This is a genomic window from Sphingomonas sp. CROZ-RG-20F-R02-07 (assembly GCF_022662335.1).
Lineage (GTDB): Bacteria > Pseudomonadota > Alphaproteobacteria > Sphingomonadales > Sphingomonadaceae > Sphingomonas.
The window spans coordinates 724,509-738,985 of the sequence record NZ_JAKNQJ010000001.1; the positions used below are offsets into that span (position 1 = coordinate 724,509).

Here is a 14,477-nt window from a genome sequence, read left to right on the forward strand (position 1 = left end):
CGAACGGTAAGAGTGACGGCATGAATTCCGAAGTCCTGGCGGTCACCGACCGCATCATCGAACGCTCGCGGCCGAGCCGCGCGGCCTATCTCGCGCTGATCGAGCGCGAGCGCGAAAACGGCATCCGCCGCCCCAGTCTGGGCTGCGCCAACCTCGCCCATGCCTATGCCGGCACCGACGAGGACCGCGACGCCATGAAGGCGGATACGGGCATGAACATCGGCATCGTCACCGCCTATAACGACATGCTCTCCGCCCATGCGGTCTATTACCGTTATCCCGAGCTGATGAAAGTCTGGGCGCGCGAGGCCGGCGCTACCGCGCAGGTGGCGGGCGGCGTACCGGCGATGTGCGACGGCGTGACCCAAGGCTATCCGGGCATGGAGCTGTCGCTCTTCAGCCGCGACACGATCGCGCTGTCGACCGCGATCGCGCTCAGCCACGGCACGTTCGAGGGCGCAGCCCTGCTCGGCATCTGCGACAAGATCGTGCCGGGGCTGCTGATGGGGGCGCTGCGCTTCGGTCACCTGCCGATGATCCTCATCCCCGGCGGCCCGATGCCGACCGGACTGCCCAACAAGGCGAAGGCCGCGGTGCGCGAGAAGTTCGCCGAGGGGCTGGTCGGCCGCGAGGAACTGCTCGATGCGGAGATCGGCGCCTATCATTCCAAGGGCACCTGCACCTTCTACGGCACCGCCAACACCAACCAGATGATGATGGAGGTAATGGGCCTGCACATGCCCGGCGCCGCCTTCGTCAATCCGGGCACCAAGCTTCGCCAGGAACTCACCCGCGCCGCCGTCCACCGGCTGGCGCGGATCGGCGTGCGCGGCGACGATTACCGACCGATCGGTGCCTGCGTCGACGAACGCGCGATCGTGAACGCGGCAGTCGGCCTGCTCGCGACGGGCGGATCGACCAACCATCTGCTCCACGTGCCCGCGATCGCGCGCGCGGCGGGGATCGTGATCGACTGGGAGGATTTCGATCGGCTCTCGCGCGCGGTGCCGCTGATCGCGCGCGTCTATCCCAACGGATCGGCCGATGTGAACGGCTTCGAGGCGGCGGGCGGCATGCCCTATGTGATCCGCGAGCTGCTCGGCAGCGGCCATCTGCACGGCGACATCCTGACCGTCGCCGGCGACGGGCTGCCGGCCTATGCCAAGACCGCAGTGATCGACGGCGACACGCTCGGCTGGCGCGATACACCCGACAGCGGCGACGAGACCATCCTGCGCCCCGCCGCGGCGCCGTTCTCGGCGGATGGTGGGATGCGCATCCTGGCAGGCAATATCGGCCGCGCCTGCATCAAGGTCTCCGCGGTCGAGCGCGAACGCTGGGTGATCGAAGCGCCGGCTGCGGTCTTCGACGATCAGCTCGATGTGCTGGAGGCGTTCAAGGCGGGCAAGCTCGAACGCGATGTCGTGGTGGTCGTCCGCTTCCAGGGGCCGCGCGCGAACGGCATGCCCGAGCTTCACAAGCTGACGCCGGCACTCGGCGTGTTGCAGAATCGCGGCTTCAAGGTGGCGCTGGTCACCGACGGGCGGATGTCGGGCGCCAGCGGCAAGGTGCCGTGCGCGATCCATTGTTCGCCCGAGGCGCTGCTGGACGGCGCGATCGGCCGGATCCGCGACGGCGATCTCATCCGCGTCGATGCGGAGAACGGCACGCTGGAGGCGCTCGTCGACCCGGCCGAATGGGCGGCGCGCGTGCCGGATGCGGCACCGGGGGCCGCCGAGGGCATGGGCCGCGAGCTGTTCGGCCTGTTCCGCGGACTTGCCGACGAGGCCGAGAAGGGCGCATCGGCGGTGCTGGCTGCCGCTGGGCTCTGAACCGCACGCCCAAGGGAACGAAGGGAACGCAGATGGACGTCGTCGCAGCGGATATCGGGGGCACGCACGCACGCTTCGCCATTGCCGAGGTGGAGAATGGCAAGGTCGTCCATCTGGGCGAACCGGTGACGCTGAAAACCGCGGATCATGCGAGTTTGCAGACCGCGTGGGAGGCATTCCATTCTACACAAGGCGGCCGACTGCCGCGCGCGGCGGCGATCGCGGTCGCCTCGCCGATCACCGGCGACGTGATCCGGCTGACCAACAACCCGTGGATCATCCGCCAGTCGCTGATCCACGAGCGGCTTCACGCCGACACCTATGTCGTCGTCAACGATTTCGGCGCGATCGCCCATGCCGTCGCGCAATTGCCCGAAGGGGATTTCGAGCATCTCTGCGGCCCCGATACGCCGCTGCCGTCCAAGGGCGTGACCACCGTCTGCGGCCCTGGCACCGGGCTTGGCGTCGCGCAGGTGCTGCGGCGGCACGACCGCTACGAAGTGCTGGAAACCGAGGGCGGGCATATCGACTATGCCGCGCTGGACGGCATCGAGGATGCGATCCTTACGCGACTGCGCAAGACCTTCACGCGCGTGTCGGCCGAGCGAATCGTGTCGGGGCCGGGCATCGTCGCGATCTACGAGACGCTCGCCGAGATGGAGGGCCGCCCGGTCCACAGCCGCGACGACAAGACGATCTGGACCGAGGCGCTGGAGGGCACCGATTCGATCGCGCTCGCAGCGCTCGACCGCTTCTGCCTCGCGCTCGGCGCGGTGGCGGGCGATCTCGCGCTGGCGCATGGCGCGCGTGGCGTCGTGATCGCGGGCGGGCTCGGGCTGCGCATCAAGGACCGGCTGATCCGTTCGGGCTTCGACCAGCGGTTCCAGGCCAAAGGCCGCTTCCAGACGCTGATGGCGGCAATCCCCGTCAAGCTCATCACGCATCCGCAGCCCGGCCTGTTCGGCGCGGCCGCCGCCTTCGCCCAGGAGCATACGCAATGACCGACATCGCCGACATCATGCGCACCAGCGCCGTCATCCCCGTGCTGGTGATCGACGACGCCGCCACCGCGCGACCGCTCGCCGAGGCGCTGGTCGCCGGCGGGCTGCGCGTGCTGGAGGTGACGATGCGCACGCCCTGCGCGCTGGAAGCGATCGCCGAGATGAAAAAGGTGGAGGGCGCGATCGTCGGCGCAGGCACCGTGGTGAACCCGGAGCAATTCCGCACCGTGCATGACGCAGGCGCCGAATTCATCGTCTCGCCCGGCCTCACCGAGCGGCTGGCCGCGCCGATCCTCGAAAGCGGCATTCCCTATCTGCCGGGCATCGCCAATGCCGGCGACATCATGCGCGGGCTGGATCTGGGCCTTACCAACTTCAAATTCTTTCCGGCCGAGGCCAGCGGCGGGCTGAAGGCGCTGAAGGCGCTCGCCGCGCCCTTCTATCAGTGCAGCTTCTGCCCGACGGGCGGGATCACCGAAGCCTCGGCGCCCGAATGGCTGGCGTTCAAGCCGGTGCGCTGCGTCGGTGGAAGCTGGGTGACGGGCGGCACCATGGCCGAGGTGGAGATGAAGGCGCGCGCGGCGAACGCCCTGCGGGGCTGATCGCCGGGCATCGCTCCGGTCACATCTCGCCGCGGGCGTGGCGGATCGCGTACCATTTCTTCACATTGGCATTATGCTCGGCCAGCGTGTCGGCAAAGACATGGCCGCCGGTGCCATCCGCGACGAAGTACAGCGCCTTGGACGTGCCCGGATCGAGCACCGCGTCGATCGACGCGCGGCCGGGATTGGCGATCGGCCCCACCGGCAGCCCGGCGCTGGCATAGGTGTTATAGCCGTTCTTGGCCTGCAATTCGGAGCGCAGGATGCGGCGGCCGAGCGGACGGCCCTTGGTGATCGGATAGATGACGGTCGGGTCGGCCTGAAGCGGCATGCCGATGCGCAGCCGATTGCCATAGACGGCGGCCACCATGCGGCGTTCGGCGGGCTTACCCGTTTCCTTTTCCACGATCGAGGCGAGGATGATCGCCTGGCGCGGCGTCGTCACCGCGATGCCCGGCTTGCGCCTCGCCCAGGCGGCCTTGAGATAGACGTCCATCGCGCGCTGCATCCGCGTCACCACCGACGCACGCGTGTCGACGCGCGCGAAGGCATAGCTGTCGGGCAGGATCGATCCCTCGGCGGGCACCGCCACCGGCCCGACCAGGCCATCGGCCTTCATCAGCGCGTCATGGACCAGCACAGAGGGGTAGCCCTCGGGCACCACCACCAAGCGCTGCACCGTTTTGCCGCCCTGAAGCAGGCTGAGGATGTCCGATTGGCTCAGATGCGCCGGGATGCGGTATTCGCCCGCCTTGATCGGCGCGCCCGATCCGAACACGCGGGCGAGCAGGCGGAAGCGCGTGGCGGAGCGGATCGCGCCCGCGCGTTCGAGGTCGCGCGCGGCCCCGGCCAGCGTCGCGCCCTCGGGCACGCTGACGGTCAGGGTGCGCGGTGCCGGGCCCGCGCCGCCCCAGCCGTGAATCATCAGGAACGCCGCCACGAGGACGGCGATCGCCGCGATCAGGCCGAAACAGCCGAGCCTGCGCACCGGCCTAGAGCGCCCGCATCACCAAAGAGGCGTTGGTGCCGCCGAAGCCGAACGAGTTGTTCAGCACCGCACGGACCTCGCGCTTCCTGGCGACGTGCGGCACCAGATCGATGCCTTCGGCGCCCTCCGATGGATTGTCGAGGTTGAGCGTCGGCGGCACGATCTGGTCGCGCATCGCCAGGATGCAGAAGATGCTCTCGACCGCACCGGCCCCGCCGAGGAGATGGCCGATCGCCGACTTGGTCGAGCTCATCGACAGGCCGCCGACCGCATCCCCGAACAGCCGCTTGACCGCGCCGAGCTCGATCATGTCGGCCATCGTCGACGTGCCATGCGCGTTGATGTAGTCGATGTCGGATAGCGCCAATCCCGATTTGCGCATCGCCATCTGCATCGACCGGTACGCACCCGAACCCTCGGGCTCGGGTGCGGTGACGTGATAGGCGTCGCCGGACAGGCCGTAGCCGACCACCTCGCAATAGATCTTGGCGCCACGGGCCTTGGCGCGCTCATATTCTTCCAGCACCACCACGCCCGCGCCCTCGCCCATCACGAACCCGTCGCGGTCGCGGTCATAGGGGCGGCTGGCCTGTTCGGGCCGATCGTTGAAGCTGGTGTTGAGTGCGCGCGCCGCCGCGAAACCGGCGATGCCGAGCGGGCACACCGTGCCCTCCGCGCCGCCCGCCAGCATGACGTCGGCATCGTCCATCGCGATCATCCGCGCGGCATCGCCGATCGAATGCGCTCCGGTCGAGCAGGCCGTGACCACCGCGTGGTTCGGCCCCATCAGCCCGTATTTGATCGAGACCTGACCCGAGATCAGGTTGATGAGACGGCCATGGACGAAGTGCGGGCTGACGCGCTTGGGCCCCTTTTCCGCCAGGACGAGCGATTCGCTCTCGATGCCCGGCAGGCCGCCGATGCCCGATCCGATCGAGCAGCCGGCGCGGAAGCGCTCGGCCTCGGTCATCTCGGTCAGGCCCGCATCCTCCAACGCCTGGCCGGCGGCGTCGATGCCGTAGATGATGAACGGATCGACCTGCCGCTGGATCTTATGATCGACGCGCTTGTCGGGATCGAAGCCGTAAGGATGATCCGCCGGCTTGACCTCGCACGCGATGGTGCATTTCTGGTCCGACGCGTCGAAACGGGTGATGGGCCCGGCGCCCGATTTGCCGGCGATGATGTTCGCCCATGCCGTCTCGACGTCCGCGCCGAGCGGAGTCACGAGGCCCAATCCGGTTACGACAACGCGCCGCATCTCACTCTCCAGTTTCCATAAACGAAACGGCTCCCCGCACCGGTAGACCCGGACGGGAAGCCGTTCGATCCAGCCCGATAGGCAGGATCACCCTGTTGGGTTTGGCCGTGCGCCAGGTCTTACGACTTGTGCTCGTCGATATAGGTGATCGCGTCCTTCACGGTCGTGATCTTCTCGGCGGCATCGTCGGGAATCTCGACGCCGAATTCCTCCTCGAACGCCATGACGAGCTCGACGATGTCGAGGCTGTCGGCACCCAGATCGTCGATGAAGCTCGCATCCTCGGTCACCTTGTCGGCTTCGACGCCGAGATGCTCGACGACGATCTTCTTCACGCGGTCGGCGGTCTCGCTCATGGTCATTCCCTCTTCACGTATGGGGTGTTTCTTCGATTACCTGAACGCCCGTAGAACGGGGCCAAGGCGCGCGCAAGTATCCGCGCGCCTCAGATCATCGCCATCCCGCCGTTCACATGGAGCGTCTGCCCGGTGACGTAGCCTGCCTCGCGGCTGGCCAGATAGACGACCGCCGCGCCGATATCCTTCCCGCCGCCGAGATCGGCCGCCGGAATGCGCGCCAGTAGCGCGGCTTTCTGCGCGTCGGGCAACGCATCGGTCATGGCGGAGCGGATGAAGCCGGGCGCGACGCAGTTGACGGTGATATGGCGGCTGGCGAGTTCCTGCGCCATCGCCTTGCTCATGCCGACCAGCCCCGCCTTGGACGCGGCATAGTTCGCCTGACCCGGATTTCCCGTGGTGCCGACGACCGAGGTGATCGAGATCATCCGCCCGAAACGCGCCTTCATCATCGGCTTGGCGGCGGCGCGCATCAGCCGGAACGCGGCCTCGAGGTTGACGCGGATCACCTGGTCCCATTCGTCGTCCTTCATCCGCATCGCCAGATTGTCGCGCGTGACGCCGGCATTGTTGACGAGGATGTCGAGCCGCCCGAGCGCCGCCGCCGCGGCCGGCACCAGCGCATCGACCGCGCCGCCGTCCGACAGGTCGCACGGCAGCGCGACGTGATCCGCACCGAGCGACGCCCGAAACGCCTCCAGCTTGCCGGCATTGGACCCCGAAACCGCGAGCCGCGCGCCCTGCCCCGCCAGCGCCTGCGCGATCGCCGACCCGATCCCCCCGGACGCGCCGGTGACGAGTGCGGTCATGCCTGTAAGGTCGAACATGTCTATTCTCCGATGATCCTGTTCGCGCAAAGACGCGAAGACGCTAAGGGGTGGTATCCGTTGACGAGGCGGCGGATCCCTTCCTCGAGCGTCGCGCCGCCGAAGGTGATGAGCAAGCCCAGCGGCTGTCTGGTGAGCCTGAGATAGGTCAGAAGCTGTTTGGCATGCACAGCGCTCAACCGCACCATCGATTTGATCTCGACGAGCCGGGTTCCGCCGACGACCAGATCGGCCTCGAACACGCCGTCGAAACGCAGCCCCTCGAACTCGATCGCGATCGATCGTTGGCGCTCGACCCGATAGCCCATGCCCCGCAGCTTAGCTGCAAGCACGGCCTCATGGACGCTTTCGAGGAGACCGGGGCCGAGATCCCGATGCAGCCGCGGCGACACATCGATGACGTCCGCTGCCGCTGCCTCCAGGTCAAACATCTTGGCGTCTTCGCGTCTTTGCGCGAAAACTACAACCGAGCGATCAGTGCCTCGATGTCGTCCATCGTCACCACGCTCGTCGTCTCCACCTCGGGCGCCGTGCGCTTGACCATCGGGGCGAGCACCTTGCCGCCGAATTCGACGAAGCGCTCGACGCCGGCCGCCTGCATCGCCAGCACCGACTCGCGCCAGCGGACCATGCCCGTCACCTGCTCCACCAGCAGCCGGCGGATCGTGTCCGGGTCCGACACCGCCGCTGCGGTAACGTTGGCGAAGACGGGCACCAGCGGCGCGTTGATCCGCGCGTCGGCCAGCGCCGTCGCCATCGCATCGGCCGCGGGCTGCATCAAGGGACAGTGGAACGGCGCGGAGACGGGCAGCAGCAGCGCCCGCTTGGCGCCGTGATCCTTGGCGCTGGCGACCGCGCGGTCGATTGCGGCCTTGGCGCCCGAGATCACCACCTGGCCGGGATCGTTATCGTTGGCGACGGTGCACACCTCGCCCTCGGCGCCCGCATCCGCGATCGCCTGCGCCTTGGCGAGATCGACGCCGAGGAGCGCCGCCATCGCGCCGACGCCCACCGGCACCGCCGCCTGCATCGCCTGCCCGCGATGCTTCAGCAGCCGCGCGGTGGTCGAGAGGTCGATCGCCCCCGCCGCACAGAGCGCGGTATATTCGCCCAGGCTGTGGCCGGCGACGAAATCGGCCTTGTCGGCAAGGCGCACGCCGCCCTCGCGCTCCAGCACGCGCAGCGTCGCGATGGCGTTGGCCATGATCGCGGGCTGGGCGTTCTCGGTTAGTTGCAGCGTCTCGGCGGGACCCTCGCGCATCAGCCGCGAGAGATGCTGGCCGAGCGCCTCGTCCACCTCCTCGAACACCGCGCGCGCCACCGCGCTGGCGTCCGCGAGCGCGGCGCCCATGCCGACCGCCTGGCTGCCCTGCCCCGGGAAAACGAATGCGCGCATGACCTCTCCTGCATTGTCGTGGCGTTGCGGTTAGAGGCAATCCGCCGCGCGGGGCAATGGTTGCTTTTGCGGCCGTTCGCGTTATAGGCGCCGCTTCGGACGTGGCAGTGGCCCGTCCGTCACACGAGACGACAGCCGGAGGGGCGTGGCGCATGGGGCGTCCGTCAGCGATCGGCCAAGATATGAGGACGGGCATGGCTCTCTACGAGCACGTGTTCCTTGCGCGCCAGGATCTGGCACAGGCGCAGGTGGACACGCTGGCGGAAAACGCCGCGAAGATCATCACCGACAACAAGGGCAAGGTCGTCAAGACCGAGAGCTGGGGCCTGCGTTCGCTCGCCTACAAGATCGCCAAGAACCGCAAGGCGCATTACGTCATGCTCGAGATCGACGCACCGGGTGCGGTGGTCGCCGAGCTGGAGCGCCAGACCCAGATCAACGAGGACGTGATCCGCTACATGACCGTCAAGGTCGACGAGCTGGAGACCGGCCCGACCGTGATGATGCGCAAGCAGGAGCGCGATCGCGAGCGTCGTGGCGACCGTGAAGGTGGCCGTGACGGTGGACGCGATGGCGGCCCGCGCGGCGATCGTCCGGATCGTGGCGACCGCCCCCGTCGTGACCGTGAAGAGGAAGCCGCATAATGGCCCGTCCGTTTTTCCGCCGTCGCAAGAGCTGCCCCTTCTCCGCGAAGGACGCGCCCCGGATCGACTATAAGGACGTCCGGCTGCTCCAGGGCTTCGTGTCCGAGCGTGGCAAGATCGTTCCCTCGCGCATCACCTCGGTGAGCGCGAAGAAGCAGCGCGAGCTGGCCCAAGCCATCAAGCGCGCGCGTCATCTGGGCCTGCTGCCCTACATCGTTAAGTAAGGAGCGCCCGATATGGACGTCATTCTGCTGGAGCGCGTCGAGAAGCTCGGCGCCATCGGCGACGTGGTGAAGGTCAAGGACGGGTTCGCCCGCAACTATCTTCTCCCCAACAAGAAGGCGCTTCGTTCCAACGAAGCCAACCGCAAGGTGTTCGAGGCCAACCGCGCCCGGATCGAATCGGACAACGCCACGCGCCGCGCCGATGCCGAGAAGGAAGCCAAGGGTTTCGAGAACGCCTCCGTCACGCTGATCCGTCAGGCGTCGAACACCGGCCAGCTTTACGGCTCGGTCGCGGTGCGCGATCTGATCGAGGCGCTCGAGGCGGACGGCCACAAGGTCGCCCGTTCCGCGATCGCGCTCGACAAGCCGATCAAGGCGATCGGCGTTTACACCGTGAAGGTGGCGCTGCATCCCGAGGTCGCCGTGAACGTCAAGGTCAACGTCGCACGCTCGCCCGAAGAGGCCGAGATGCAGGCGTCGGGCGTCAACGTCATGGAAGCGATGTTCGAGAAGGACGAGGCCGGCTTCGTCGAGGATTACGATCCCAACGCCGAGCCCGGCGCGACCGCCGAAGTCTCCGGAGACGAAGCGCAGGGCTGAGCCCTTCGCCGCGTCGGACAGACATCGTCGCACACAGGGGCCGTCCGGAGCAATCCGGGCGGTCTCTTTGCGTCTGGGCCTCCGCGCATCCCGTCTCGCGGTGGGACAAAGCCGTACTCGTTGACTTCGATCAACACGATCGTTCGGAACAGGGCCGTGCGACGCTTCGTAGTGTCCGGACCCATGACCAAATCCATCACACCCTTATTCCCGTGGCGCCACGATGCGCAGGACGAACTCGAACGGATGATGCACCGGTTCGTCGATGATCGGGCCTTCCCCTGCGTCGGCGCGAAGGCGGCGCTCGCCAAGGGCACGCTCCACGTGCTCGCCTGCAACGCGATCGACAGCGCCTGGGACGATCTGCGCATCCATGACGGCCTCCTGCGCTTCGCCGAGGCGTATCGCGAGCAGCCCGCGCTCTTCCGCAGCTTCGCGGTGGTGTTCGAAGGGCCCGACGATCTGAACGAGGCCGCGTTCGAGGCCGCATTGTGGCGTCGCGTCCAGTCGCTGTCCGACAAGGATGTGTGGCGCGGGCAACCCTATGACGGCACGGTTGCGACCGATCCGGAGAGCCCGCATTTCTCGCTGAGCTTCGGCGGCGAGGCGTTCTTCATCGTCGGCCTTCACCCCAAGGCCAGCCGCCCGGCGCGACGCTTCGCGCGGCCCACGCTCGTCTTCAACTTGCACGACCAGTTCGAGACGCTGCGCGCGCAGGGGCGTTACGAGGGTATGCGCGAGAAGATCATGGTGCGCGACGAGGCGATCGCCGGCACGCGCAACCCCATGCTGGCGCGCCACGGCGAGGCGAGCGAAGCGCGGCAATATAGCGGCCGCATGGTCGGCGAAGGCTGGCGCTGCCCCTTTTCCTATTCGGGCGAGCCCTCTTGAGCGACACGGTCGAGATCCCGGAACGCAGCGGGGCGGCGTTCACGCTCGCCAAGGGCGATCTGCTGAGCGTGATCGATCCGCGCGGCGAACAGGTGTCCGACCTCCTCGCCTTCAACGCGCACGACATCGACGAGGCGATCTCGTCGGGCCGCACGCTCGATTATGCCGAAACGATCCGGCTCACGGCCGGGCATCGGCTCTATTCCAACCGCTCGTCGGTGATGCTGGAGATCGTTGCGGACGATGTCGGCCGGCATGATTTCCTGCTCACGCCCTGTTCCTACGACACGTTCCACCATTTCTATCCCGACCTGCCGCCGCATCGCGGCTGTTTCGGCAATCTGGCCGAGGCGCTGGAGCCCTACGGGATCGTGCCGGACCGAATCCCGATCGCGTTCAACTGCTTCATGAACGTACCGGTCGATGCCGAAACGGGCAAGATTTCGGTCCTGCCCCCCACCAGCAAGGCGGGTGACCGCATCGTGTTCCGCGCCGCGATGGATCTCGTGATCGGCCTCACGGCGTGCTCGGCGCCGGCCTCGAACGGCGGCAGCTTCAAGCCGATCCACTACCGCATCGATCGTGCTGATCCTGGTTAACTCTTGGTGATTAGGCCGAAAGCGGGGGGAACATCGCGTGTCGTGAAGCGCTTGAAATCAGCGACGAACACAGGAGCGACGCATGTCTCACACCCACCCCGACGATGCGCCGTTGACCGCATCCAAGGACAGCGACGCGGTCGAACGCGCCGGAGTGCTGTTTCCCGATGCGCAAGGCGACTCGATCGTCGGCCGCGCGGTGACGATCAACCGCCCCGCGGCTGAACTCTTCGCCTTCTGGCGCGACTTTTCCAATCTGGCGCGGGTGATGGAGAATGTGGAGCGGATCGACACGCTCGACGCCACGCGCTCGCATTGGGTGGTGAAGGCCCCCGGCGGCCACACCGTCGAGTGGAACGCACGCGTGACTGACGAGGCGCAGGACCGTTTCATCGCATGGACCGCCGAGGAGGGCGCCGACATCGCGAACAGCGGCCGGGTCGACTTCCGCGACGCGGGCGCCCGCGGCACCGTTGTGACCGCCACGATCCTCTACGACCCGCCCGCCGGACTGATCGGCAAGGTGATCGCCAAGATGTTTCAGCGTGAACCCGCGATCCAGGCACGCCGCGACTTGCGTCGCTTCAAGCAACTGATGGAAACCGGCGAGATCGCGACGTCTGCGCGCACCGTCGCCGAACATGAAGAGGAACTGGGCTGATGCGCGCACTTGCCTGGCATGGCCGCCATGACGTTCGCGTCGATACGGTGGACGATCCCGAGATCGTCAACCCGCGCGACTGCATCATCAAGGTGACCTCGACCGCGATCTGCGGCTCGGACCTCCACCTTTACGACGGTTATATCCCCACCATGAAGGCGGGCGACATTCTCGGCCACGAGTTCATGGGCGAGGTGGTCGAGACCGGCTCCAAATCGACGTTGAAGAAGGGCCAACGCGTCGTCGTGCCGTTCACGATCGCATGCGGAAGCTGCTATCATTGCGGCAAGCACCAATATTCGGCGTGCGACAACGGCCTGCCCGCCGACAATCAGGACATCGCGCAGGAGCTGTACGGCCAGCCGATGAGCGGCCTGTTCGGTTATAGCCACATGACCGGCGGCTATGCCGGCGGCCAGGCCGAATATGTTCGCGTGCCGTTCAGCGATGTCGGCCCGATCGTCATCCCCGATGGAATTGAGGACGACAAGGTGCTGTTCCTTTCCGACATCCTGCCCACGGGCTGGCAGGCGGCGGAATATGCGCAGATCGAGCCCGGCGACACCGTGGCGGTATGGGGTTGCGGCCCGGTTGGCCTGTTCGCGGTACAGTCGGCGTTCCTGATGGGTGCCGAGCGCGTCATCGCGATCGACCATTTCCCGCACCGGCTCGAGCTCGCCAAAGGCTTCGGCGCCGAAACGATCAACTTCAAGGAAAGCGCGGTCTATGAGGCGCTGATGGAGATGACGGGCGGAATCGGCCCCGATGCGGTGATCGATGCCGTCGGCCTGGAGGCGCACGGCCTGTTCGTCGACAATGTGATCGACCAGATCAAGGCATCGATGTTCCTCGGCACCGATCGCCCGCATTCGATCCGCCAGGCGATCATCGCCTGCCGCAAGGGTGGCCGCGTGTCGATGCCTGCGGTCTATGGCGGCTTCGTCGACAAGTTCCCGCTCGGCGCCTTCATGGAGAAGGGGCTGACGCTCAAGACCGGGCAGACGCACGTCCAGCATTATCTGCCGGGCCTGTTGAACGCGATCATGGAAGGGAAGATCGATACGACCTTCCTGATCTCGCATCGGTTGCCGCTGGAGAACGCGGCGGATGGCTACAAGCTGTTCCACGACCATCAGGATGTCGCGACCAAGATCGTGCTGAAGCCTGGTCTGGCGAAGACCAAAGTCGAAATGCCCGCTTGAGGAGAATGGATATGGCTAACAAATTCGCGATCATCACCGGGGCCTCGACGGGCATCGGCTTCGAACTGGCGACGCTCGCCGCCAAGAACGGTTGCGACATTCTCGTGGTGGCGAACGAGCCGCTGATCGATGCCGCGGCCGAGGACTTCAAGCAATTCGGCACGACCGTCACGTCGGTGAACGCCGATCTGTCGACCGTGGAAGGCGTCGACAGCCTGCTGGCCGCCACGAACGGGCGTCAGGTCGATCTGCTCTGCGCCAATGCCGGACATGGCCTCGGCCATGCGTTCCTGGACCAGAAGTTTGCCGACTGGCGTCATGTCGTCGACACCAATATCGTCGGCACGCTCTATCTGCTCCAGAAGGTGCTGCCGCCAATGGTCGCGCGCAACGAGGGCAAGGTGCTCGTCACCGGCTCGATCGCGGGCTACATTCCCGGTGCGTTCCAGGCGGTGTACAACGGCACCAAGGCCTTCGTGGACAGCTTCGTCGCCGCCATCCAGAACGAGCTGAAGGATTCCGACGGCGTCACCATCACCAATCTGATGCCGGGTCCGGTCGAGACCGAGTTCTTCGCGCGCGGTGACATGCTCGACACCTCGGTCGGCGCGTCGGACAGCAAGAGCGATCCGGCCGATGTCGCCAAGGATGGCTGGGACGCGCTGATGGCGGGCAAGGCCGCGGTCGCCTCGGGCTGGAAGAACAAGATCCAGTCGGCGATCGCGAACGTCACGCCCAACGCCATTCTGGCCGAGCAGCATCGCAAGATGGCCGAGCCCGGAACCGCGAACGACTGATACGCGTAACGTTCGAACAACAGAGGAGAAATGCCGTGAAGATGATTTTGGGCGCGATCGCGCTGATGGCGATGCCGACGATGGCCAGTGCGCAGGCGATGACCGGTACGACCTATGTGATGAAGGCGGGTGCTGGCGACCTGTTCGAGATCGAGTCCGCCAAGGTCGAGATGGCCTCCACCAAGAACGCCGATCTGAAGACTTTCGCCAATCAGATGGTGACCGATCACACGACCAGCACCAACGACGTGAAGGCCGCCGCGATGCAGGCCGGCATGAAAGTGGCGCCGCCGCATCTGAACGCGATGCAGAGCAGCGATTTGGCCAAGCTGCGCGCCGCCAAGGGCACCGCGCGTGATCGGCTGTACGTGACCCAGCAGAAGGCCGCGCATCAGCAGGCGCTGACGCTGCATCAGACCTATGCGGACAACGGCACGATCGATCCACTCAAGATGGCCGCATCGAAGATCGTGCCCGTCGTGCAGGGCCACATCGCGATGCTCCAGTCCATGTAAGGATCGGGCGGCCGATGGTCGCCCGTTCATGACGTTCCACGCGGCCGGGAAACCGGCCGCGTCCTTTATATCCGGAGACTG

General features: G+C 66.5%; 18 protein-coding genes. 12 read left to right on the forward strand and 6 right to left on the reverse strand.

The annotated features are described in order from the left end of the window. Positions 1–20: 20 nt before the first annotated feature. The 3 genes from edd to eda are packed head-to-tail and all read left to right on the forward strand — an operon-like array spanning position 21 to position 3,435. A complete protein-coding gene (gene edd / locus L8H00_RS03555) occupies positions 21–1,832 on the forward strand; it encodes a phosphogluconate dehydratase (protein ID WP_242095829.1) in 1,812 nt (603 codons plus the stop codon). A gap of 32 nt (positions 1,833–1,864) precedes the next feature. Continuing rightward, positions 1,865–2,833 (forward strand): glucokinase, encoded by a 969-nt coding sequence (gene glk / locus L8H00_RS03560; protein WP_242095830.1) that lies wholly within the window; start codon positions 1,865–1,867, stop codon positions 2,831–2,833. Beyond that, complete coding sequence (eda, locus tag L8H00_RS03565; RefSeq protein ID WP_242095831.1) at positions 2,830–3,435, forward strand: bifunctional 4-hydroxy-2-oxoglutarate aldolase/2-dehydro-3-deoxy-phosphogluconate aldolase; 606 nt, start codon at positions 2,830–2,832, stop codon at positions 3,433–3,435. Before glk ends, eda begins: the two co-directional genes overlap by 4 nt. 19 nt (positions 3,436–3,454) lie before the next feature. On the opposite strand, the gene mltG is transcribed toward eda, so the two are convergent. From mltG to fabD, 6 genes are all read right to left on the reverse strand, one after another. Next, entirely contained in the window at positions 3,455–4,423 is a 969-nt protein-coding gene (gene mltG, locus L8H00_RS03570; RefSeq protein WP_242095832.1) for an endolytic transglycosylase MltG, read from the reverse strand. A gap of 4 nt (positions 4,424–4,427) precedes the next feature. Beyond that, the gene (gene fabF, locus L8H00_RS03575) at positions 4,428–5,684 is read right to left on the reverse strand and encodes a beta-ketoacyl-ACP synthase II (RefSeq protein WP_242095833.1); all 1,257 of its coding nucleotides are present in this window, start codon (positions 5,682–5,684) and stop codon (positions 4,428–4,430) included. A gap of 119 nt (positions 5,685–5,803) precedes the next feature. Continuing rightward, positions 5,804–6,040 (reverse strand): acyl carrier protein, encoded by a 237-nt coding sequence (locus L8H00_RS03580; protein ID WP_055843503.1) that lies wholly within the window; start codon positions 6,038–6,040, stop codon positions 5,804–5,806. Positions 6,041–6,129: 89 nt separating this feature from the next. Beyond that, positions 6,130–6,867: a 3-oxoacyl-[acyl-carrier-protein] reductase gene (gene fabG, locus L8H00_RS03585; protein ID WP_242095834.1), complete on the reverse strand. Its 738-nt coding sequence runs from the start codon at positions 6,865–6,867 to the stop codon at positions 6,130–6,132. Positions 6,868–6,869: 2 nt separating this feature from the next. Next, entirely contained in the window at positions 6,870–7,298 is a 429-nt protein-coding gene (locus tag L8H00_RS03590; RefSeq protein WP_242095835.1) for a GxxExxY protein, read from the reverse strand. Between the two features lie 29 nt (positions 7,299–7,327). Further along, positions 7,328–8,263, reverse strand: coding sequence for an ACP S-malonyltransferase (fabD, locus tag L8H00_RS03595; protein WP_242095836.1), 936 nt, complete (start codon positions 8,261–8,263; stop codon positions 7,328–7,330). Between the two features lie 194 nt (positions 8,264–8,457). On the opposite strand from fabD, the gene rpsF reads away from it, so the two are divergent. The 9 genes from rpsF (at position 8,458) to L8H00_RS03640 (ending at position 14,396) form a co-directional block, all read left to right on the forward strand. Further along, positions 8,458–8,907, forward strand: coding sequence for a 30S ribosomal protein S6 (gene rpsF, locus L8H00_RS03600; protein WP_242095837.1), 450 nt, complete (start codon positions 8,458–8,460; stop codon positions 8,905–8,907). Next, a complete protein-coding gene (gene rpsR / locus L8H00_RS03605) occupies positions 8,907–9,131 on the forward strand; it encodes a 30S ribosomal protein S18 (RefSeq protein ID WP_010543816.1) in 225 nt (74 codons plus the stop codon). Before rpsF ends, rpsR begins: the two co-directional genes overlap by 1 nt. Positions 9,132–9,143: 12 nt before the next feature. Continuing rightward, positions 9,144–9,731 carry a 50S ribosomal protein L9 gene (gene rplI, locus L8H00_RS03610; RefSeq protein ID WP_242095838.1) on the forward strand — a complete coding sequence of 196 codons (588 nt, stop codon included), beginning with the start codon at positions 9,144–9,146 and terminating at the stop codon, positions 9,729–9,731. Between the two features lie 183 nt (positions 9,732–9,914). After that, the gene (gene gntA, locus L8H00_RS03615; protein ID WP_242095839.1) at positions 9,915–10,622 is read left to right on the forward strand and encodes a guanitoxin biosynthesis heme-dependent pre-guanitoxin N-hydroxylase GntA; all 708 of its coding nucleotides are present in this window, start codon (positions 9,915–9,917) and stop codon (positions 10,620–10,622) included. Then, positions 10,619–11,221, forward strand: a complete 603-nt coding sequence (locus L8H00_RS03620) for an urea carboxylase-associated family protein (protein ID WP_242095840.1) — start codon at positions 10,619–10,621, stop codon at positions 11,219–11,221. The genes gntA and L8H00_RS03620 overlap by 4 nt, the downstream gene beginning before the upstream one ends. A gap of 82 nt (positions 11,222–11,303) precedes the next feature. Beyond that, on the forward strand, positions 11,304–11,882 hold the full coding sequence (locus tag L8H00_RS03625) for an SRPBCC family protein (RefSeq protein WP_242095841.1): 579 nt from the start codon (positions 11,304–11,306) through the stop codon (positions 11,880–11,882). Continuing rightward, positions 11,882–13,084: a zinc-dependent alcohol dehydrogenase gene (locus L8H00_RS03630; protein ID WP_242095842.1), complete on the forward strand. Its 1,203-nt coding sequence runs from the start codon at positions 11,882–11,884 to the stop codon at positions 13,082–13,084. Before L8H00_RS03625 ends, L8H00_RS03630 begins: the two co-directional genes overlap by 1 nt. 11 nt (positions 13,085–13,095) lie before the next feature. Further along, a complete protein-coding gene (locus L8H00_RS03635) occupies positions 13,096–13,881 on the forward strand; it encodes an SDR family NAD(P)-dependent oxidoreductase (protein WP_242095843.1) in 786 nt (261 codons plus the stop codon). Positions 13,882–13,922: 41 nt separating this feature from the next. Further along, positions 13,923–14,396, forward strand: coding sequence for a DUF4142 domain-containing protein (locus L8H00_RS03640; protein ID WP_242095936.1), 474 nt, complete (start codon positions 13,923–13,925; stop codon positions 14,394–14,396). Positions 14,397–14,477 lie beyond the last annotated feature (81 nt).

Excerpts from the sequence above, each read along its gene's own strand:
- edd (WP_242095829.1), top strand. The coding sequence starts at position 21 with ATGAATTCCGAAGTCCTGGCGGTCACCGACCGCATCATCGAACGCTCG.
- glk (WP_242095830.1), top strand. The coding sequence starts at position 1,865 with ATGGACGTCGTCGCAGCGGATATCGGGGGCACGCACGCACGCTTCGCC.
- eda (WP_242095831.1), top strand. The coding sequence starts at position 2,830 with ATGACCGACATCGCCGACATCATGCGCACCAGCGCCGTCATCCCCGTG.
- fabF (WP_242095833.1), bottom strand. The coding sequence starts at position 5,684 with ATGCGGCGCGTTGTCGTAACCGGATTGGGCCTCGTGACTCCGCTCGGC.
- L8H00_RS03580 (WP_055843503.1), bottom strand. The coding sequence starts at position 6,040 with ATGAGCGAGACCGCCGACCGCGTGAAGAAGATCGTCGTCGAGCATCTC.
- fabG (WP_242095834.1), bottom strand. The coding sequence starts at position 6,867 with ATGTTCGACCTTACAGGCATGACCGCACTCGTCACCGGCGCGTCCGGG.
- L8H00_RS03590 (WP_242095835.1), bottom strand. The coding sequence starts at position 7,298 with ATGTTTGACCTGGAGGCAGCGGCAGCGGACGTCATCGATGTGTCGCCG.
- fabD (WP_242095836.1), bottom strand. The coding sequence starts at position 8,263 with ATGCGCGCATTCGTTTTCCCGGGGCAGGGCAGCCAGGCGGTCGGCATG.
- rpsF (WP_242095837.1), top strand. The coding sequence starts at position 8,458 with ATGGCTCTCTACGAGCACGTGTTCCTTGCGCGCCAGGATCTGGCACAG.
- rpsR (WP_010543816.1), top strand. The coding sequence starts at position 8,907 with ATGGCCCGTCCGTTTTTCCGCCGTCGCAAGAGCTGCCCCTTCTCCGCG.
- rplI (WP_242095838.1), top strand. The coding sequence starts at position 9,144 with ATGGACGTCATTCTGCTGGAGCGCGTCGAGAAGCTCGGCGCCATCGGC.
- gntA (WP_242095839.1), top strand. The coding sequence starts at position 9,915 with ATGACCAAATCCATCACACCCTTATTCCCGTGGCGCCACGATGCGCAG.
- L8H00_RS03625 (WP_242095841.1), top strand. The coding sequence starts at position 11,304 with ATGTCTCACACCCACCCCGACGATGCGCCGTTGACCGCATCCAAGGAC.
- L8H00_RS03630 (WP_242095842.1), top strand. The coding sequence starts at position 11,882 with ATGCGCGCACTTGCCTGGCATGGCCGCCATGACGTTCGCGTCGATACG.
- L8H00_RS03635 (WP_242095843.1), top strand. The coding sequence starts at position 13,096 with ATGGCTAACAAATTCGCGATCATCACCGGGGCCTCGACGGGCATCGGC.
- L8H00_RS03640 (WP_242095936.1), top strand. The coding sequence starts at position 13,923 with ATGATTTTGGGCGCGATCGCGCTGATGGCGATGCCGACGATGGCCAGT.